The organism is Pseudomonas sp. TE50-2, assembly GCF_040813665.1.
GTDB classification, from domain to species: domain Bacteria; phylum Pseudomonadota; class Gammaproteobacteria; order Pseudomonadales; family Pseudomonadaceae; genus Aquipseudomonas; species Aquipseudomonas soli.
Genome location: NZ_JBFNXN010000001.1, coordinates 2,385,405 through 2,405,100 on the forward strand (window position 1 = coordinate 2,385,405; position 19,696 = coordinate 2,405,100).

Sequence of the window (19,696 nt, forward strand, 5' to 3'; positions counted from 1 at the left end):
CCTGCGGCGCCCTGGAGATTCTGTATGGCAAGTTTCACGCATACCGTGGGCCACCAGGTCTACCGCTTCGACAGCCTCAAGGAGGTGATGGCCAAGGCCAGCCCGGCACGCTCGGGCGACTACCTGGCCGGCGTCGCCGCCAGCAACGACGGCGAACGGGTGGCCGCACAGATGGCCTTGGCCAACATCCCGCTCAAGCACTTTCTCAGTGAAGCGCTGATCCCCTATGAACAGGACGAAGTCACCCGCCTGATCATCGACACCCACGATGCCGCGGCCTTCGCCGCGGTCAGCCACCTGACCGTCGGCGGCTTGCGCGACTGGCTGCTCAGCGACCAGGCCGACGAACACAGCCTCAGGGCCCTGGCCCCCGGCCTGACCCCGGAAATGGCCGCGGCGGTGTCGAAGATCATGCGCGTGCAGGACCTGGTGCTGGTGGCGCAGAAGATCCGCGTGGTCACCGCGTTCCGCGGCACCATGGGGCTGCGCGGGCGGCTGTCGACCCGCCTGCAGCCCAACCATCCCACCGACGAGCCGGCCGGTATCGCCGCGAGCATTCTCGACGGCCTGCTGTACGGCAACGGCGATGCGATGATCGGCATCAACCCGGCCACTGACAGCATCGCCTCGATCTGCGCGCTGCTGGAAATGCTCGATGCAATCATCCAGCGTTACGACATCCCCACCCAGTCCTGCGTGCTGACCCACGTCACCACCTCGATCGAGGCGATCAACCGCGGCGTGCCGCTGGACCTGGTGTTCCAGTCCATCGCCGGCACCGAAGCGGCCAACGCCGGCTTCGGCATCAACCTCAACGTGTTGCAGGAGGGCTACGAGGCCGGCCTGTCACTCAAGCGCGGCACGGTCGGGCAGAACCTGATGTACTTCGAGACCGGCCAGGGCAGCGCCCTGTCGGCCAACGCCCACCACGGCGTCGACCAGCAGACCTGCGAAACCCGCGCCTATGCGGTGGCCCGGCACTTCAAGCCGTTCCTGGTCAACACCGTGGTCGGCTTCATCGGCCCGGAGTACCTGTACAACGGCAAGCAGATCATCCGCGCCGGCCTCGAGGACCACTTCTGCGGCAAGCTGCTGGGCGTGCCGATGGGCTGCGACATCTGCTACACCAACCACGCCGAAGCCGACCAGGACGACATGGACACCCTGCTGACCCTGCTGGGCGTGGCCGGGATCAATTTCATCATGGGCATCCCCGGCTCCGACGACATCATGCTCAACTACCAGACCACCTCGTTCCACGACGCGCTCTATGCCCGCCAGACCCTGGGCCTCAAGCCCGGGCCGGAATTCGAGGCGTGGCTGGAACGTACCGGTATCTTCACCCAGGCCGATGGCCGCATCCGCTTCGGCGACAACCTGCCGGCGGCCTTCCGCCAGGCCCTGGCACAGCTGGCCTAGAGGTGAGCATGGAACGACACACCCCCACCCCCGACAACCCCTGGCTGGCCCTGCGCAACCTGACACCGGCACGCATCGCCCTGGGCCGCACCGGCATCAGCCTGCCGACCGGCGCCCAACTGGACTTCCAGTTCGCCCATGCCCAGGCCCGCGACGCCGTGCACCTGCCCTTCGACCACGTCGGCCTGCGCCAGCAGCTCAGCGACCGCGGGCGCGACAGCCTGCTGCTGCACAGCGCCGCCAGCGACCGCCACCAGTACCTGCAACGCCCGGACCTGGGCCGGCGCCTGCACGAGGACTCGGCCCAGTGCCTGCGCGAGCACGCCCAAGCCAACCCCGGCGGCGTCGACCTGGCGATCGTCGTGGCCGATGGCCTGTCGGCGCTGGCCGTGCACCGCCACACCCTGCCCTTCCTGAGCCGCTTCGAGGAACAGGCCGCCGCCGATGGCTGGAGCAGCGCCCCGGTGATCCTGGTGGAGCAAGGCCGGGTCGCGGTGGCCGACGAAGTGGGCGAACTGCTCGGCGCGCGGATGACGGTGATGCTGATCGGCGAACGCCCGGGCCTGAGTTCACCCGACAGCCTGGGCCTGTACTTCACCTACGCGCCGAAGGTCGGCCTGACCGACGCCTACCGCAACTGCATCTCCAATGTGCGCCTGGAAGGCCTGAGCTACGGCATGGCCGCTCATCGCCTGCTGTACCTGATGCGCGAGGCCTGCAGGCGCCAGCTGTCGGGGGTGAATCTGAAGGACGAAGCCGAGGTCCATAGTATCGACAGCGAAGATTCTGCCGGGAAAAGCGGAAACTTCCTGCTCGGTGAAGGGTAAAAAACATGTCACCGAAGGCGGATTGCGCTTCTAGCCTGCTTTAGGCAGCATGCCAGTGGACGCTGCTGGCAATCCGCCGTATTCCCAATGGACTCAGAGGCCCGCCCATGCGCATCATCCAGGCAACCTTGGAACACCTTGACCTGCTCACCCCGCTGTTCGTGAAATACCGCGAGTTCTATGGGCAACTGCCTTACCCGGACAGTTCGCGGGCCTTCCTCGAGAAGCGCCTCAAGCGCAAGGAGTCGATCATCTACCTGGCCCTGCCGGATGATGCCGATGACCGCCTGATGGGCTTCTGCCAGCTCTACCCGAGCTTCTCTTCGCTGTCGCTCAAGCGCGTGTGGATCCTCAACGATATCTATGTGGCCGAAGACTCGCGGCGCATGCTGGTAGCCGACAACCTGATGCGCGAGGCCAAGAAAATGGCCAAGAAATCCAACGCCGTGCGCATGCGCGTGTCCACCAGCAGCGACAACGAGGTGGCGCGCAAGACCTATGAGTCCATGGGCTTTCGCAAGGACACCGAGTTCGAGAACTACATCCTGCCGATCAGCCAGGATTGAGCAAATCACGTACCGTGGGAGATTCTATGGTTTGCAGCAAGCCAGTTTTCCGCCTTTAGTGACATATTCGTCCTGGTTTTTCATCAGGGCGAATGCCACTCGTGCAAGCTTTCTAGCCAGGATTACCAGCGCCTGTGTCGTTGCTTTACCCGCTTTCCGATATTGTTCGTAGACGTCTTTCCAAGCAGCCGATCGGCTCGCCGCCATGGCGGCGTTATGCAATAGACGCCTGATCTCCGAGCAGCCTCTTTTCGTCAGGCGGCGGCGTCCATTTTTCTGTCCTGAATCACTGACTCGTAGATCCATTCCCAGGAATGCAATGTACGAGTCACTGCTTTTGAACTCGCCCCGCATAAAGGCCATCACCAATGCCGTAGCGGTGAGAAAACCAATGCCCTCTATCGCTTGGCAGCGGGCAACTTGTTCGTGCAGGCCAGCTTCTCGCAGCACTTCCTTAATCTTTTTTTGGATCAGTAGATCCAGCCTGTCTATGGATTTTACAAAGGTTTTGAAGGCGACTTTCAACAAGGCTTCATTAGCCCAGCTCTGCATCATTGCAGTGCGAGCAGTCACCAAGGCCGATCTGCGTCGAAGAAGGCTCTGTAGCTTGCCGTAGACGGCGGGAGGAGGAGTCCAAGGGCGAAGGTCTTCCCCCTCGTTTTTCAAAAACCGGGACAGCAGCCGAGCATCAGAAGGATCCGTTTTCACTCGTCCACCCACGCTTTTCCGGTAGTTGCTCAGCTGGAACCCATCAATGACATACACCTCGAAGCCTAGGCTGTGAGCCAGTTCAACCAGATCGAGGTGATAAACATTAGTCGCCTCAACAGCAATAGCCGTGTTGAGAGGCTGCTGTTTCAGCCATCTTTTGATTTCGAGTTTGGCGTTTTTCAGCCTGATGACCTCATCGCGATCATCGTGATGAATCACCAGTTCAGCTTTCGCGACATCCGCACCCACGATCAGCTTGCCAACCTGCATTGCCATGGGCGCTTCCTCACGTTATGGTTTTTTGGCTTGAAGGGGTTTCACCAAGAGGCGCTGGCTTGCTTCTATCGTCGCTTGCAAACGATGCATTCTTTATCGGCGCTTTGGTGGAAGGGGTGGGGCGATGTCTCCCACGGTCTGTACTGATGCGAACAGTCAGAATCGGGCATTTAGTCCCACCACCCCTTCAAGTCTAACCATACAAGCGGGCTTGTCCCGCGATGGCCCCAGCGCGGGGCAAGCCCGCTCCCACGCACGCGATCACGCAGTCGTAACCCCTCGCTACAAACTCTCCGGGCACGATCTGGACTTCGCCGTATAATCCCCCTCCTGTCATGTGCGAAAAGTTACCGGCACAACCGGTAAACCTCCCCAACCATGGCGCTGTCCGTCATCGCGTGCCCGTGGAAGCGGGTCAAGAACACAGGTGCTGTACATGGATTTCAACCCGCTGGACCTCATCCTGCATCTCGATGCGTACCTCGATCTGCTGGTCAACAACTACGGTCCCTGGATCTACGCCATCCTCTTCGCCGTGATCTTCTGCGAGACCGGCCTGGTGGTCATGCCGTTCCTGCCGGGTGACTCGCTGCTGTTCATCGCCGGCGCCGTGGCCGCAGGTGGCGGGATGGACCCGGTACTGCTGGCCGGCCTGCTGATGGCCGCGGCAATCCTCGGCGACAGCACCAACTACGTGATCGGGCGCACGGCGGGCGAACGCCTGTTCCGCAACCCCAACTCGAAGATCTTCCGCAAGGACTACCTGCAGCGCACCCACGATTTCTACGAGCGCCATGGCGGCAAGACCGTCACCCTGGCGCGCTTCCTGCCGATCCTGCGTACCTTCGCGCCGTTCGTCGCCGGTATTGCCCACATGCACTACCCGCGCTTCCTGGCCTTCAGCGTGGCCGGCTCGCTGCTGTGGGTGGGCGGCCTGGTGACCCTGGGCTACTTCTTCGGCAACGTGCCATTCATCAAGCAACACCTGTCGCTGATGGTGGTGGCGATCATCCTGCTGTCGCTGATACCGATGATCCTTGGCCTGCTGCGCGGTCGCTTCGGTCGCACGGCCAAGGCCCACTGACCTGGGCATGTGGTCGTTCAGCGCCTGGCGGCGCCGGCGCACCCTGGCCCGCTATCCGGTCGATCCACAGCTGTGGCAGGTGATCCGCGATCGCCTGCCGCTGCTCGACGGCATCAGCGACGAAGAAGACCGCTGGTTACGTGACGCCTGCGTGCTGTTCCTGCACGACAAGCACCTGACCACCCTGCCCGGCGTCGAGCTGGACGACGAGCAGCGCCTGTTCCTCGCCGCCCAGGCCCAGTTGCCGCTGCTGCACCTGGGCGAACTGAACTGGTACCAGGGCTTCCACGAGATCATCCTCTACCCCGACGACTTCAAGAGCCCCCAGCGCCACCGCGACAGCAGCGGGGTCGAGCATGTCTGGGACGCCGAGCACAGCGGCGAAGCCTGGCAGCAGGGGCCGGTGATCCTTGCCTGGCCCGGCGTCCTGAGCAGCGGCGACTGGGAGGCCTACAACCTGGTCATCCACGAACTGGCGCACAAGCTGGACATGCTCAACGGCGATGCCAACGGGCTGCCGCCCTTGCACAACGGCATGCGCGTGGAGGACTGGGCCCAAGCCATGCAGCAGGCCTACGACGAGCTGAACCGCCAGCTCGACGCCAACCCCGACGCCGAGACGGCCATCGACCCCTATGCCGCGGAAAACCCAGCCGAGTTCTTCGCCGTCACCAGCGAATACTTCTTCAGCGCTCCCGACCTGCTGCATGAGGCCTACCCGAAGGTCTACCAGCAGCTGTCGCTGTTCTACCGCCAGGATCCGCTGAGCCGCCTGGCGCGTCTGCAGGCCGAGCACCCGGGCTACCGCGCCAGCCACGGCTGAACGCCGCGCATCAGGCCGGGCGTGGCACCCAATGTGGGAATGTGCCTATAATCGCCGCCACTTTTTTGATCAAACACGGGGGCATTGCCCAATGAGCTACAGCAAGATTCCAGCCGGCAAAGACCTGCCGAACGACATCTACGTCGCCATCGAAATCCCGGCCAACCACGCGCCGATCAAGTACGAGATCGACAAGGACAGCGACACCCTGTTCGTCGACCGTTTCATGGCCACCCCGATGTTCTACCCAGCCAACTACGGCTTCATCCCCAACACCCTGGCCGACGACGGTGATCCGCTGGACGTGCTGGTCGTGACCCCGTACCCGGTCGCCCCAGGCTCGGTGATCCGCGCCCGTCCGGTTGGCGTGCTGAACATGACCGACGACGGCGGCGGCGACGCCAAAGTCATCGCCGTTCCTCACGACAAGCTGTCGCAGCTGTATGTCGACGTGAAGGAATACACCGACCTGCCTGCCCTGCTGATCCAGCAGATCGAGCACTTCTTCGCGAACTACAAGGATCTCGAGAAGGGCAAGTGGGTCAAGATCGAAGGCTGGGAAGGCGCCGACGCCGCCCGCGCCGCGATCACCAAGTCGGTCGCAGCCTACAAGGGCTGAACCTGACACGAAGAAAACCCTGCTCCGGCAGGGTTTTTTTATGGGCGCCGGCAGCCACCCGGCAGCGGGCCTGAGGCAGCGTTTTGGCTCTGCAATTGGGGACCGTATCGAATCTTCCTACCGAATCCTAAGCAACCCCCTACAAACCGCCACGTTTCCTACAAATACCCTCGACATCGGGTTGATTTCCACACTGTTCGACGGGCGATAGACTCGCCATCATGAAAACATCCGGTGACCGTCTCAAAGCCCTCCTGCTGGAGTGCAACCTGACCCCTTCCGACTTTGCCGCGCAGCGCAGGATCACGCCGCAGCACGTGAACAACTGGTTCAAACGCGGCGTGCCCCTGGCCCGGCTCGAGGAACTGGCCGACCTGTTCTGCGTACGCAAGCGCTGGCTGCGCAGTGGCGAAGGCCCGAAGCATCCGACCCCGCTTGTCTGCGCACGCCCCGCCTCTTCGGCCACCCCCTTGCCGCCACCACTGCTGGCCCTGGACACTGACATGGCGCATCTGCCCCTGCATCACGTGGAGCAAGGTCGCCTGCAAGCCCTGCCTGGGCACTACCAGCCGCTTCCCCGCCGGGCCTTGGAGGCCGTGCAGGTCTCTGCGGAGAAAGCCATCTGCCTCGGCATGCCGGGCAACAACATGGCTCCCTTGCTGCCCCAAGGCACCCTGCTGGCCATCGACCGCGGCTTTACCCGCATCGTGGAGGGCGAGTGCTATGCGCTGCTGCACAATGGCCGCCTGCGTGTTCAGCGTCTCTCCGTTGGCCAGAACGGTACGCTGTGCCTGCACAGCCATGACCGCCTCAACCACCCCAGCGAACGCTACACCGCCTATCAACGCCGCGTGCAGAAGCTGGAAATCCTCGGCTGGGTGTTCTGGTGGTCATGCCTGCACCCTGCGCGTCCGGGCTGAAACACCTCGCACCACTTTTTGCTGGGCAGGTGCCCCGCACACGGGTATGCTACGCGGCACATCATGCCCCCTGATGGTGCAAGCCGCATTCCAGAGGGCCTGGCGACGCCTCACACAGCCGTCCGCCATCTTTTTCAGGCCATGTTGCCAACCGTTTAAGGCGGTTGCGGCTTATCAAAAATGAGCCAAGACCGTCCCCGAGAAGCCGGCCACAAGCCGGCTTTTTAATGCCTCTCGACAAGCAAGGCCCCCTCAGAATCGCGCCACCATCCCCACCCGCCAGGTCCGTCCAGGTGCCGGCATGAAGCTCTGCGCCAGCGGATCCAGGTAGTAGCGGTCCGTCAGGTTCTGCACCGACACGTTCAGTTCGGTGTGCTCCAGCACTTTGTACTTGAGGAACAGGTCGAACAGCGCCACCGAGCGGTAGTCGATCTGCGGCGTGGTGGCGCCGGTCTGCCAAGGCTTGTCCATCTGCGCGGTGGGCCCCGAGGTATAGGTCATGCGCCCGCCCACGGTCAGCGCCTCGTCGAAGAAACGCAAGCCGGTCAGCAGGTTGGCCGAGAAGCGTGGCGGGTTCTGCGTGTTGGTGTACGAGCCCATGTAGCTGCCCGGCGTGCAGTCAGGGGTGTCGTGGGTACGCTGATACTGATTGGCGCTGGCGCGCAGCTTGCCGGCAAAGGCCGCGTCGCAGGTCTCGGTCATCAGGTAGTAGGTGGCCGACAGGTCGGCGAACACCCGTCCGGCATCGTAGTGCGATTGCAGCTCCAGGCCGCGGGTATGAAAGCTATCGGTGTTGCTGAACGTCATCTGCCCCCACAGCCCCGGGCTTGGGTCGTAGTAGCGGGTGATGTAGTTCTTGATGTCGTTGTCAAACCAGGCCAGCTTGGCCGACGCCTCGTCCCCCGCGGTCAGCAGGTCGCTGCGCAAGGCACTGACGCCGACTTCCCAGCTGCGTGAGCGCTCGGGCTTGAGGTGCTTGCCCGGGGTGACCTGCTGGGTGCCCTGGCTGGTCTCGAACAGCGAAGGCAGGCGCAGGCCCTGGGTGTAGGACGCGTACACGAAAGTGTCGGGGAGGAACTCGACATTGATGCCGAAAGCCGGCGAGAAACCACCGCCGCTGCTCTTGCCCTGAGGGGTGTAGTCGTAGCCGGTGACCACTCGGCTTACACCTTCAGGATGGACCTCCACATTGGTCGCGCCGGACTCGTTGAACGGCACGCCATTGAACGGCTCGTTGCTGTTCTCGAAGACAATGCCGTTGTTCAGGCGCGGGTCGGTGGCGTCGGTGTACTGGCCGTTCTGGTCCGGGAACCACATCATGCTGCCCCAGTGCCCCGGGCTGCTGGCGGTGATCCAGCGCATTTCGCGCTCCTCGCGGCGCGCCTCGGCCAGCACCGTGTTGTCCTTGGTTCGGTAGTGGGCATAGCGGCCGCCGCCCCACAGCGTCACCGTCTCGACGGGCTTGTACTCCAGATTGCCGTTGAAGCTGAATTCCTGACGCGAGGCATCGCGCAACATGCGGTTGGCGTTGATGTCGTGCTGGGTGGCCAGCACGCTCTTCTGCGGCTGCAGATCCTCGAGCTGGAAGGCACCGCCCAGGTCAAGCTTGAAATCGCCATGGGCAGTGGTGAAGCGCGACACGTTGTTCAGGTCGCCGCCAATGCGGCGGTTGTCCTGGCGCGACCAGGCACGATCGGTGCGGAACAACTGCGACTTGGGCGCCATCCAGGCCGCGCTCAAGGTGCTGGTCTTCGAGTCGGTCATCCACAGGTTGCTGGTGAGGTCCACCCACGGATTGCCCTCGGGCAGGTAGTGATAGCGCGCGGTGTAGGTGTCGATCTCGATTTCGCTGGTGGGGTACTGGTAGATGCCGGCGGTGCCGTAGCGGAAGATGTCCGACGGCATGATCTCGCCCATATGCCCATCGAAGCGCCGGTAGCCGAGGTCCAGGGTGTGGTCGTCGGCCAGCCGCCAGGTGGTCTTGAGCAGGTAGGAGTCGGTCTCGGCCGACGAGTTGAGCACTTCCTCGCCGGCATTGTAGGTGTTGGCGACACTGGCCTGCTCCTCGCCCCAGCGATCATAAAGGCGGTAGCGGTCCTGGCCCTTCTTGCCGGAGAAGTAGTTGCCCTGGTTGCGGTGCGCGTAGGCCGCCACCAGGTCGAAGCGCTCGTGGGAATAGGCGAAGGCGGCGCTGCCGGCTTCGGCCTTGGAGCCGAACAGGCTGCCGCGCTCATCACGCGGCGCCGCACTCAGGTCCTCGTCGCGGGAATGGCGGTTGCGGTGCTCGGGTTCGACGCCGTTGTTCCACAGGTTGCCGGTCAGGCGCACGCCGACGTCCTTGCCATCGACCAGAATGTCATCCACGCCGATGGTCTTCATCTCCACCGAGCCGCCAATCGCCCCGGAGCGGGTGCTCGGGCCCTTGTTCACGGTGACGCTGCTGATCAGGTCCGGGTCGATGTAGCTGCGTTGCTGGGTACCGCCGTAGCCGCGGTACACATCCAGCGCCTGCTCCGCGCCATCGACCCTGACTGCGACCCGGCTCTGCCCCTGGATGCCGCGAATGTTGACGTCCAGCGCGCCGCCGTTGCGGCTGTCGCCCACCTGCACGCCGGCCACGCCCTTGAGCATGTCGCCCACCGACACGGTACTGAAGCGGTCGAGATCTTCACGCGACAGGTGCACCGTCGAACGCGGCGCGCGGTAGGTATCACGCTGCGGGTCGACCATTTCACTGGAGGCGACCACGGTCGGTGTCAGCTCGGTTGCCATCGCCGATGCCTGGGCCTGCGGGATGAGGATGTACGCCCCCCGTGAGTTGGGCAGCAGTTGCAGGCCGGTATTGGCCAGCAGGCGCCGGGCGCCCTCCTGCACGGTGTAGCGCCCCTTAAGCGCTGGCGCGGCGCGGCCGCGGGTCAGGTCGGGGTCGTAAGACAGCAACAGCCCCGATTGCTTGGCGAACACGCCCAGCGAGGTGCCCAGCGGCCCCTGGGCGATATCGTAGTCGCGGCGCGTGGCGTCGTCGGGCCGGCTGTTCTCGGTTGCCGCCGGTGCAGCCTGGGCCAGGCTTGCGCCAGAGCCCAGCAAACAGCCGAGCACCGCGCACCGTACGGCGAAGCTGATCGGGGACAAGCGTTGCGATGGGCGCGAAACAGGGGGAAGCCGATAGCTGGCGGGCATGCTTTTCTCGCTCGTGAGGTCAGTGCCCGGCACTCGATGCGGGCTTGCACCCCTTCTGTCGCACGACAGCGAAAAAGGTATATGCGTGCGATTCGCATTTTCACTTGATCTTGTGATTTAGCCAAATCTAGTGATAATTGTTTGCATTTACACCCTTGACCCCGCTGCCCATGACCCTCTTCAAGAACCCGCCCCGGCACATCGAGCACTGCGCCGTGACCACGCTGTACGTCGAACACCACGCCTGGTTGCGCGGCTGGCTGGCATATCGCTTGCGCTCCTGGGGGCGTGGCGTGGCCGATGACCTGGCCCAGGACATTTTCGTGCGCGTGCTGGCCAGCCGTGACACCACCCAGCCTGATACCCTGCGCCAGCCACGTGCCTACCTGGCCCGTATCGCCAATTGCGTGCTGGTCAGCTGGCGTCGGCGGCATTCCCTTGAGCAGGCCTGGCTCGAGGCCCTGGCGTTGGTACCCGAAGTCGAACATCCGTCGCCCGAGCAGCAGAGCGTGATTCTCGAGACCCTGCACGAGATCGATGCCGTGCTCGACAGCCTGCGGCCACGGGTCAGGCAAGCCTTCCTGATGGCAACACTGGACGGCATGAAGCAGAAAGACATCGCCCAGGCACTGAACATCGCCTTGCCGACGGTGAAGAAATACATTCACGAGGGCTACGTCGCCTGCCTGAGTCAGATGCCCGATGAGTGAACAGCCCCCCATCGCCCAGGCCATTCTCGCCCAAGCCGCCGCCTGGCTGCTGTTGATGCAGGAAGGGCCGCTGACGCCGGCACAACAGCTCGAACTGGAGCACTGGCGATACCGCGATGCCGAGCACGAACGCGCCTGGAACCGGGCGCAGCGCCTGCTCACCCGCCTCGGCACCCTGCCGCCCACCCTGGCCCGACAGACGCTGGTGCGCCCGGACAGCAGCCGGCGCACCGTGCTGCGCAGCCTGCTGGTATTGCTGGGCGCGGCACCGCTGGGCTGGTGGGTATGGCGGCGCAACGAAGGTGGCATCGAGTACCTGACCGCCCTGGGCGAACGCCGGGATGTGCTGCTGGCCGACGGCACCCAGGTTTCACTCAACAGCGGCAGCGAGCTGGGTGTGCGCTTCACGGCCGAGCAGCGCCTGCTGCACCTGCGCCGGGGCGAGATATACATCGTCACCGCGGCGGACCCGTCGCGGCCTTTGCGGGTGCGCACCGGGCAAGGCCTCATGCAGGCGTTGGGCACCCGTTTCAGCGTGCGCCAGTTCCCCCAGGAGACCCTGCTCGCGGTCTACGAAGGCGCCGTCCAGGTCCAGCCCGAAGCCGCCGGCGGTGTCATCGTCCAGGCAGGCTCGCAGCTGCGCTTCAGCCGTGATCGATTCGATCCACTGGAGGATGCACGCGACGCCCAGCTGGCCTGGCGCAATGGCCTGCTGGTAATCGACGAGATGCCGTTGTTGCAATGGACCCAGGAACTGATGCGCTACAGCGACCAGCGCCTGGTCTGCGACCCGGCGTTGGCCGAGTTGCGGGTTTCGGGCAGTTTCCCGATCGATGACCTGCCCCTGGCCCTGGCCATGTTGGCCCAGAGCCATAAGCTGCGTACCCGCAGCGAGGCCGGCGGGATATTCATCAGCCGCTGAAATACCCAAATCGAATCGCGGCCACGCCGTCCCGTTAAATCACACCGTTACGCTCGAGGTCGGTGTTGGCGTCAGTTGGGCGTTGACGAACTTCGGCGCACGATGTCCCGCAGGAAATCATCCAGCAGCCCGGTGTCACCACGCGTCACCGGCACCTCCCGCACCTCGTCAGCCCGCGCCAGCTCGGCCTCGATGAACCCATGCAGTACCTCGTCTCGCGGCCCGTGCTCGGCTTCGCCGCTGCGTCGTTTCACGGCCAGCAACGCATCGATCGCCGCCTGCAGGCGCGGGTCATCGACGGTGCGTGCCATCAACGCGGCGAACGCCGTCGGCGGCATGCCCAGGCCCTGGTCGATCCAGCGCACCGCCAGCAACGGTCGCAGCACATACAGGTACTTCTTGAAGCGAACCGTCTCGCCCATCAGGTAGCCACGCAGGTTCTTGCGTGCCATCGACAGGTAGTGATGGCGCACCGCGCGTGGCGAGTAGAACGCCTCGCCCAGCTCGCGCAAGCGCCTGGTAGCTTCGGCGTCGGCGCGATACACCAGCGGCGAGCCCAGCCACTCGAGCAGGCTCGGGTTGGCGCCGCGCATCAGGCGCAGGGTCTTGCGCAGCTCCCAGCCGCTGATGTCCAGTTCGTCGCTCAGCGGCCGCTCGATCACGTCGCGCGGCTCATCCACCCGCAGGTACCAGTCGTTGCGCGGCACGTAGACGAAGCGCACATCGTAGTCGCTGTCAGGCGAGGCAAAGCCCCAGGCCCGACTGCCGGACTCGCAGGCATAGAGCACGGTCACCTGGTGCTCGCGCTCGATACATTGCAGTTCATCGAGCACCCGGGCGCGCATCGCCTCGGGCAGTGGGTGGGGGTCGTCCTGATACATGTCTTCGTTCCTTGTACTGGGCGCCACACGGCGCCCGTCTCAACCTTTCACACACACCACCTGACGCAGGGTGTGCACCACTTCGACCAACTCACGCTGGGCCTGCATCACTGCATCGATATCCTTGTAGGCCATCGGGATCTCGTCGATCACATCCTTGTCCTTGCGGCACTCCACATGGGCAGTGGCGCGTTGCTGGTCTTCGACCGTAAAGCGGCTCTTGGCCTTGGTGCGGCTCATCACCCGGCCCGCACCATGGCTGCACGAGCAGAACGATTCCTCGTTGCCCAACCCTCGCACGATGAAACTCTTGGCGCCCATGGAGCCGGGGATGATGCCCAGCTGGCCCTTCTGCGCCGACACTGCGCCCTTGCGGGTCACCAGCACCTCGCGGCCGAAGTGCTGCTCTTTCTGCACATAGTTGTGGTGGCAGTTCACTGCCTCGAGGCTGGCCTCGAACGGTTTGCCCAGCACCTTGCGGGTGGCGGCGACCACCGCCTGCATCATCAGTTCGCGGTTGTGCCGGGCGAAGTCCTGCGCCCACTCCACCGCCTCGACATAGTCGGCGAAGTGCCGGCTGCCTTCCTCGAAATACGCCAGGTCGCGGTCCGGCAGGTTGACCATGTGCTGGCGCATGTCGGCCTGGGCCAGTTCGATGAACAGGTTGCCGATGGCGTTACCCACACCACGCGAGCCGCTGTGCAACATGAACCAGACGCGGTCGGCCTCGTCCAGGCAGACCTCGATGAAGTGGTTGCCGCCGCCCAGTGTCCCCAGGTGCTGGCGGTTGTTGGTCTTCTCCAGACGCGGATGCTTGTCGGTGATTGCCTTGAAGCGCCCGGCCAGGCCGCTCCAGACCTGGTCGGCCTGGTTCGGCACGTTGTCCCAGGCACCCTGGTCGCGCCGGCCGAAGGTCTTGCCGTGGGGCACGGCCTTCTCGATGGCTGTACGCAGGCCATGCAAGTTGTCCGGCAGGTCACGGGCATGCAGCGAGGTGCGCGCGGCGATCATGCCGCAGCCGATGTCCACGCCCACCGCCGCCGGGATGATCGCGCCCACGGTGGGGATCACGCTGCCGATGGTCGAGCCCTTGCCCAAGTGCACGTCCGGCATCACCGCCAGGTGCTTGAAGATGAACGGCATCTTCGCCGTGTTCATCAGTTGCTTGCGGGCGTCGTCCTCGACCGGCACACCGTCGGTCCACAGCTTGATCGGCTTGCCGCCCGCCACTTCGAGTATGTTCATTACCTTGTTCCTTGTTGCGTTACGTCGTGTCGCACAGGGTCAACCCGCCTTGAGGCTGACCATGCCATTCAATACCTGATCCAGGCCACCGAACACCGAAATCCGGTCGATGCGCTCGGCCACCCGCTCCAGGGTTTCCAGCTCTTTCAGGCGCAGGGCCGTCGGGTTGCCTTCCATCACCTTGGCGGTGTTGAGCAGCGAGCGGGTCGCCTGGGTTTCCTCACGGCGGCGGATCACGTTGGCCTGGGCGGCCTTCTCTGCCTCCACTACCTGCGCCAGCAGGGTTTTCATTTCGCCCGGCAGGATGATGTCGCGCACCCCCAGGCTGCTCACCTCCAGGCCACAGCCTTGCAGGTGCGCCAGCAGGTGCTCGGTGACGCTACCGTCGATGGACTGCTTGTCTTCCAGCAGTTCGTCGAGGGTGCGGGTACCCACCGCGGCACGCAAACCGAACTGCAGTTCGCGGTACAGGTGCTCCACCGGTTTGCTCATCTGCCCGTGGGCGCCGAGTACATCGGTGTAGCGCCAGTTGGCCACCAGGCTCAGGCGCAGGCTGACCTTGTCACGGGTGAGGATCTCCTGGCCGTTGACCTCCAGCGCCTGCAAGCGGGTGTCGACCATCTCCACCGCTACCTGGCTGCCGCAGCGCCAGTAGCCATGGCGGCCCGGGGCGAGCAACCCGGCCACCACGCCGTCAATCTTCAGCACACCGACATGGAACGCCGGCACCAGCGCCAGCAGCACCAGGTCCGTGCCGGCCACGCCGGGGCGGTTCAGGCGGACTACCAGTCCATCGTCCAGGCGCCGTCCCTGATTCAGGTCGATGCGCTGCAAGCCATGCTCGACCTGGCCTTTCCAGTACAGGCGGCGACTGTCCGGTGCCAGCAACTCGACCAGGCGGCCGTCCTCGAAACGCAGGCCGGCCTCGTGCTGCGCCAGGTCCATGGCTTCGAAATGCTGCTCGACCAGAGCTGGCTCCTGCCCGCGCAGGTACTGTGCCAGCGGGTGGTCGAACAGCGGGGATTGGAGGCTGAAAGTGGTCACCGTCAGCCGGTCTTGCCAGTCGAAACGCGAGTACTGGCCAGGCTCGAGAATCGACACGAAGTCACCTTCGCTCATCAGCAGGCCACGTTCGTTTTTCTTCACCACAAAGCGTTTCAACAGTTTCATCTTGCTCATCCTTTTCCAATGTCCTTAAGTGCCGGGGTCGCCAACCCATAGGGCGTCGCGAGCGAAGCCTGGCGGAGTCCGGGGCCGGGAGCATTGCTCCAGCGGCCACCATCGTTGCGCCAGGCCCGGCCGGCGAGCCGGGTGGGCCAGCGGCGGGCCAGGCGTCCTTCGCAGTGACGGGCCGTCCTGGCCCTGCTTGCGTTGCCTGTGCCCACCCGGCGGGTGTTGCGGTTACAGCTACCTTAGGAGGGTAGTGCCGGGGCTTTGCCCGGCGAGCGTCTGCGCCGGCCGTTCCAGGGGCCCAGCGCAGCAATGACCGGTCGTTGCGGCGGCGGCATGCACGACACCGACACCTGAAGGTGGGTACGTGCACCGGCGGGGGGTTCCCCTGTCCCGAGGGCCTGCCTGGCGATGCGGTCGAGAGGGATATAGCGAGCGGCGTGCCAGGTTTTCATTCGCCCTTGAAAAAATCTTCTAACTAACTGATTTATAAGCATTTATTTTTTATTGCGCGTTAGCATGTACATTGCAACGCGTCATACCTATTCCATTTTTCGTATATCCTGAGATACATATTTATCTTTTTGGATAATCACGGATGACCAAGCCCCTCGTTGCCATCGGTTTTCTCGGCACCACCCTCGACCGCAACGGCAAGGGTGCGGCGCGCTGGAACAGGTGGCGGCCAACCATCGGCCTGTGCCAGCAACCCGACCTGCCCCTCGATCGCCTGGAACTGATCCACGGCCCCGGCGCACGCGACCTCGGCCTGGCCGAGCGAATCCGCGCCGACATCCAGCAGGTCTCGCCCGGCACCGAGGTGCGCCTGCACCCGCTGGCGCTGCGCAACCCGTGGGATTTCGAGGAGGTCTACGGCGCCCTGCACGACTTCGCCAGCGGCTACAGCTTCGACACCGAGCACGAGGACTACCTGGTGCATATCACCACCGGCACCCACGTCGCGCAGATCTGCTGGTTCCTGCTCACCGAGGCGCGCTACCTGCCGGCGCGCCTGGTGCAGACCTCGCCCTCGCGCAAGCACGACGAAAACAGCGACCCGGCCGGCATCGCCACGCTGATCGACCTCGACCTGTCGCGCTACGACCCGATCGCCTCGCGCTTTCGCCGCGAACAGGTCGAGGGGCAGTCGCTGCTCAAGTCAGGCATCGCCACGCGCAACCCGGATTTCAACCGCACCATCGAGCAGATCGAACGGGTCGCCCTGCGCTCCAAGGCGCCCATGCTGCTGGTCGGCCCGACCGGCGCCGGCAAGTCGTTCCTGGCACGCCGCGTCCATGAGCTCAAGCGCGGTCGTCACCAGTTGGGCGGTCGCTTCATCGAGGTGAACTGCGCCACCCTGCGCGGCGACGGCGCCATGTCGACCCTGTTCGGCCACGCCAAAGGCGCCTTCACCGGCGCGCAGAACGCCCGCGACGGCCTGCTGCGCGCCGCCGACGGCGGCATGCTGTTCCTCGACGAAATCGGTGAGCTGGGCGCCGACGAACAGGCCATGCTGCTCAAGGCCATCGAAGAAAAGCGCTTTTTCCCACTGGGCGCCGACCGCGAGGTGGAAAGCGACTTCCAGCTGATCGCCGGCACCCACCGCGACCTGCGCGCCAAGGTCGCCGACGGCTCGTTCCGCGAAGACCTGTTCGCCCGCATCAACCTGTGGACCTTCGCCCTTCCGGGCCTGGCCCAGCGGCGCGAGGACATCGAGCCGAACCTGGATTTCGAGTTGCAACGCCACGCCCGCGAGCAAGGCCGCCAGGTGCGCTTCAACCTCGAAGCCAAGCGCCGCTACCTGGCCTTCGCCCACGCCAGCGAAGCACGCTGGGCCGGCAACTTCCGCGAGCTGTCGGCATCGATCACGCGCATGGCGACCCTGGCCGACAGCGGGCGCATCGACGAGGCACTGGTCGAGGAAGAGATCGAACGGCTGCGCTATGCCTGGGGCCTGGAATCGGCAACCGAGCCGCTGCTGGACGGCCGCGAACTGGACCTGTTCGACCAGGTGCAACTGCAGGCGGTGATCGATGTGTGCCGCCGCGCCCCTAGCCTGTCCGAGGCCGGGCGCCAGCTGTTCGCGGTGTCGCGGCAGGAGAAGGCCAACCCCAACGACGCCGACCGCCTGCGCAAGTACCTGGCGCGGTTCGGACTCGACTGGCAGCAACTAAAGTCGTAGGGCTTGCCAGCAGACCGCCACCGTGGGGTATGCTTGCCCGGTCTTCAGGGCGGGGTGAAAGTCCCCACCGGCGGTAAATCGAAAGATGAGCCCGCGAGCGCCCCGGCCATGCCGGGGGTCAGCAGATCTGGTGAGATTCCAGGGCCGACGGTCATAGTCCGGATGAAAGAAGGCGTTTGGCAGGGGCCACCCAGGCGCCCTTGCGCGCGCATTTTGTTCGCCCCGAGACGTTCATCGATCATTCACGAGGAGCGTTTCATGTCCACCCCGCTTAACAAGCAATTCCCCAACGTCAGTGCCGCCATCGCCGCCTTCCAGGCCGGGCGCCCCGTGCTGCTGCTCGACGACGACGACCGCGAGGACGAAGCCGACATCGTCGCCGCCGCCGAGAACCTTTCGCTGCAGACCATGGCCATGATGATCCGCGACTGCAGCGGCATCGTCTGCCTGTGCCTGGACGAAGCCACCGTCGACGCCCTGCAGTTGGCGCCGATGGTGCAGAACAACCAGGCCCGCCACGGCACCGGCTTCACCGTCACCATCGAAGCCGCCGAGGGCGTCAGCACCGGCGTGTCGGCGCAGGACCGCATCACCACCATCGAAGCCGCGCTGCGCTCCACCGCGCAACAGCGCCACATCGTCAGCCCCGGCCATGTATTCCCGCTGCGCGCCCGTGACGGCGGCGTGCTGACCCGTCGCGGCCACACCGAAGGCTCGGTGGACCTGGCCCGCCTGGCCGGCCTGCGCCCGGCGGCGGTGCTGTGCGAGCTGATGAACCCCGATGGCAGCATGGCCCGCGGCGAACAGGTGGCAGTGTATGCGCGGCAGTACAACCTGCCGGTGCTGACCATCGAGGAACTGGCGCGCTATCGCGAGGCGATGGTTGAGCTGGAGGCCGAGCCGGCCTGATACCTGGGCCAGCCCGCTCCCGATCAGCGCGGGCTGGCCCCGCGATGAGGCCAGGCCTCAACGCAACCCCAACGGCCCCTTCAGAAACTCATACAAGCCCGCCGCACTCTTGCGATAGCCATCAGCTGTCAGATGGACAAGATCAGGCCGCGCCAGCCCCTGCGCCTGCCAGCCGGCGATCGAGCACGGCCCGCCCATGAACCCCTGCCAATCCCAGAACAGCGCCTTGTGCTTGCGCGCCATCTGCTTCTGGATACGGATCACCGAGGCCAGCGGTTGCGGCTGGCGTGCCGCGCAACTGCGCGCCTTGCGCTGCTTGATCGAGTCCGGTGGGCCGACCAGCAGGATCGCCGTCTGCGGCAGGTCCTTGCGCAAGCCCGTGAGGGTCGCCTCCAGCTGCGCCTGGTACAGCGCCAGGTCGAGCTTGTCGTCGAACGCTTCATTGGTGCCGTAGGCCAGGATCACCAGGTCCGGCCGCACGGCCTTGAGGCTGTCGCGCCAACCCGCCTGCCACTTGTCCACCACCTCCAGGCGCGCGCCGTTGATGCCCAGCGTCGAATAGGTCACCCCGGCATTCTTCTGCCCCTGCAGGTACCAGCCACCCAAGGCGACGCCACGGCCACCCTCCACCGTCAGTTGCACCGGCAGGCCGACATTGGCGAACGCCGGGCTGAAGCGCCACTGGCCATTGCTGGCCGGCAACACCCGACGCTGGCCGCCATTGACCAGCAGGCTGGCACTCCCGCTGGACTGGTACAGCGCCGAGACCTTGTAGCGCTGGCGGTCCTCGTCACGCGCCTGCAGCATCACGCTGGAGCGGTTGGCCTGCGGCAGCGACAGGTAGCCACCCAAGGGAAACTGCTGGCTCTGCTGGTTGCGCGCCGACACCAGTTCCCACTGGCGCTTCTCGCTCTTTATGATCACCCGGTCGTTGCGGATCCCCGGCACCGGCGAGGCCGGCACCAGGCCGATGCCGCCATCGCCGTAGCGCGCCTGTAACAGCTTGCGCAGTTCGCCGCTGAACAGGTCGGCGGCGGTATGCGAGTCACCCAGCTGGACGATGCCGACCGGGGCACGCCCGGCATTGCGCAGCTTGCTCGCGAGCAGGGCGACGTTGCCGTCCTGGCGAGTGACGGGCGTGGCGGTGGGCCGCGCCGCGGGCTGGGCGCTCACGCTGTTGGCGCCGGTGCTGCAACCCGGCGCGGCGCTGATCAGCAGGGCCAGGCCCAGCAGGTGATGCCATTGGCGCATC

17 protein-coding genes and 1 riboswitch are annotated in these 19,696 nt (G+C 64.8%); of the genes, 11 read left to right on the forward strand and 6 right to left on the reverse strand.

The window, feature by feature from the left end; all coding sequences use genetic code 11:
- Positions 1 to 24 precede the first annotated feature (24 nt).
- The 3 genes from AAHK21_RS10855 to AAHK21_RS10865 all read left to right on the forward strand — a co-directional run bounded on the left by AAHK21_RS10855 (position 25) and on the right by AAHK21_RS10865 (position 2,812).
- On the forward strand, positions 25 to 1,419 hold the full coding sequence (locus tag AAHK21_RS10855; protein WP_038707272.1) for an ethanolamine ammonia-lyase subunit EutB: 1,395 nt from the start codon (positions 25 to 27) through the stop codon (positions 1,417 to 1,419).
- Between the two features lie 8 nt (positions 1,420 to 1,427).
- Positions 1,428 to 2,246, forward strand: a complete 819-nt coding sequence (gene eutC, locus AAHK21_RS10860) for an ethanolamine ammonia-lyase subunit EutC (RefSeq protein ID WP_046857298.1) — start codon at positions 1,428 to 1,430, stop codon at positions 2,244 to 2,246.
- Positions 2,247 to 2,353: 107 nt separating this feature from the next.
- A complete protein-coding gene (locus AAHK21_RS10865) occupies positions 2,354 to 2,812 on the forward strand; it encodes an N-acetyltransferase family protein (protein ID WP_367857242.1) in 459 nt (152 codons plus the stop codon).
- Positions 2,813 to 2,836: 24 nt separating this feature from the next.
- Here AAHK21_RS10865 and AAHK21_RS10870 read toward each other — a convergent pair whose 3' ends face one another.
- Positions 2,837 to 3,799: an IS110 family transposase gene (locus AAHK21_RS10870; protein ID WP_367856008.1), complete on the reverse strand. Its 963-nt coding sequence runs from the start codon at positions 3,797 to 3,799 to the stop codon at positions 2,837 to 2,839.
- 436 nt (positions 3,800 to 4,235) lie between these two features.
- Between AAHK21_RS10870 and AAHK21_RS10875 the strand changes: the two genes are divergently transcribed.
- The 4 genes from AAHK21_RS10875 to AAHK21_RS10890 all read left to right on the forward strand — a co-directional run bounded on the left by AAHK21_RS10875 (position 4,236) and on the right by AAHK21_RS10890 (position 7,245).
- Positions 4,236 to 4,883 carry a DedA family protein gene (locus tag AAHK21_RS10875; protein WP_046857914.1) on the forward strand — a complete coding sequence of 216 codons (648 nt, stop codon included), beginning with the start codon at positions 4,236 to 4,238 and terminating at the stop codon, positions 4,881 to 4,883.
- Positions 4,884 to 4,890: 7 nt separating this feature from the next.
- Positions 4,891 to 5,706: a zinc-dependent peptidase gene (locus AAHK21_RS10880; RefSeq protein WP_367857243.1), complete on the forward strand. Its 816-nt coding sequence runs from the start codon at positions 4,891 to 4,893 to the stop codon at positions 5,704 to 5,706.
- Positions 5,707 to 5,797: 91 nt separating this feature from the next.
- The gene (ppa, locus tag AAHK21_RS10885; RefSeq protein WP_003255365.1) at positions 5,798 to 6,325 is read left to right on the forward strand and encodes an inorganic diphosphatase; all 528 of its coding nucleotides are present in this window, start codon (positions 5,798 to 5,800) and stop codon (positions 6,323 to 6,325) included.
- 221 nt (positions 6,326 to 6,546) lie between these two features.
- Positions 6,547 to 7,245, forward strand: coding sequence for a helix-turn-helix transcriptional regulator (locus AAHK21_RS10890; protein ID WP_367857244.1), 699 nt, complete (start codon positions 6,547 to 6,549; stop codon positions 7,243 to 7,245).
- Positions 7,246 to 7,497: 252 nt separating this feature from the next.
- Here AAHK21_RS10890 and AAHK21_RS10895 read toward each other — a convergent pair whose 3' ends face one another.
- Entirely contained in the window at positions 7,498 to 10,425 is a 2,928-nt protein-coding gene (locus tag AAHK21_RS10895; protein WP_367857245.1) for a TonB-dependent receptor, read from the reverse strand.
- A 170-nt stretch (positions 10,426 to 10,595) separates the two neighbouring features.
- Between AAHK21_RS10895 and AAHK21_RS10900 the strand changes: the two genes are divergently transcribed.
- Together AAHK21_RS10900 and AAHK21_RS10905 are read left to right on the forward strand one after the other, a co-directional pair.
- A complete protein-coding gene (locus tag AAHK21_RS10900; protein ID WP_198754411.1) occupies positions 10,596 to 11,135 on the forward strand; it encodes a sigma-70 family RNA polymerase sigma factor in 540 nt (179 codons plus the stop codon).
- Positions 11,128 to 12,057 carry a FecR domain-containing protein gene (locus AAHK21_RS10905; protein ID WP_367857246.1) on the forward strand — a complete coding sequence of 310 codons (930 nt, stop codon included), beginning with the start codon at positions 11,128 to 11,130 and terminating at the stop codon, positions 12,055 to 12,057. The genes AAHK21_RS10900 and AAHK21_RS10905 overlap by 8 nt, the downstream gene beginning before the upstream one ends.
- A 71-nt stretch (positions 12,058 to 12,128) precedes the next feature.
- On the opposite strand, the gene AAHK21_RS10910 is transcribed toward AAHK21_RS10905, so the two are convergent.
- From AAHK21_RS10910 to AAHK21_RS10920, 3 genes are read right to left on the reverse strand one after another with little or no spacing between them, the layout of a single operon-like run.
- Positions 12,129 to 12,938 carry a nucleotidyltransferase domain-containing protein gene (locus AAHK21_RS10910; RefSeq protein ID WP_367857247.1) on the reverse strand — a complete coding sequence of 270 codons (810 nt, stop codon included), beginning with the start codon at positions 12,936 to 12,938 and terminating at the stop codon, positions 12,129 to 12,131.
- Between the two features lie 39 nt (positions 12,939 to 12,977).
- On the reverse strand, positions 12,978 to 14,183 hold the full coding sequence (locus AAHK21_RS10915; RefSeq protein ID WP_217868120.1) for an RtcB family protein: 1,206 nt from the start codon (positions 14,181 to 14,183) through the stop codon (positions 12,978 to 12,980).
- Positions 14,184 to 14,222: 39 nt separating this feature from the next.
- Positions 14,223 to 15,353 carry a slipin family protein gene (locus AAHK21_RS10920; protein ID WP_367857248.1) on the reverse strand — a complete coding sequence of 377 codons (1,131 nt, stop codon included), beginning with the start codon at positions 15,351 to 15,353 and terminating at the stop codon, positions 14,223 to 14,225.
- Between the two features lie 598 nt (positions 15,354 to 15,951).
- On the opposite strand from AAHK21_RS10920, the gene rtcR reads away from it, so the two are divergent.
- Both rtcR and ribB read left to right on the forward strand, forming a co-directional pair.
- On the forward strand, positions 15,952 to 17,535 hold the full coding sequence (gene rtcR / locus AAHK21_RS10925; RefSeq protein ID WP_367857249.1) for an RNA repair transcriptional activator RtcR: 1,584 nt from the start codon (positions 15,952 to 15,954) through the stop codon (positions 17,533 to 17,535).
- Between the two features lie 36 nt (positions 17,536 to 17,571).
- Positions 17,572 to 17,713: riboswitch (FMN riboswitch) on the forward strand.
- A gap of 80 nt (positions 17,714 to 17,793) precedes the next feature.
- A complete protein-coding gene (gene ribB / locus AAHK21_RS10930; protein WP_038707266.1) occupies positions 17,794 to 18,444 on the forward strand; it encodes a 3,4-dihydroxy-2-butanone-4-phosphate synthase in 651 nt (216 codons plus the stop codon).
- A gap of 57 nt (positions 18,445 to 18,501) precedes the next feature.
- Here ribB and AAHK21_RS10935 read toward each other — a convergent pair whose 3' ends face one another.
- Positions 18,502 to 19,695, reverse strand: coding sequence for an SGNH/GDSL hydrolase family protein (locus AAHK21_RS10935; RefSeq protein ID WP_367857250.1), 1,194 nt, complete (start codon positions 19,693 to 19,695; stop codon positions 18,502 to 18,504).
- Between the last annotated feature and the right edge of the window lies 1 nt (position 19,696).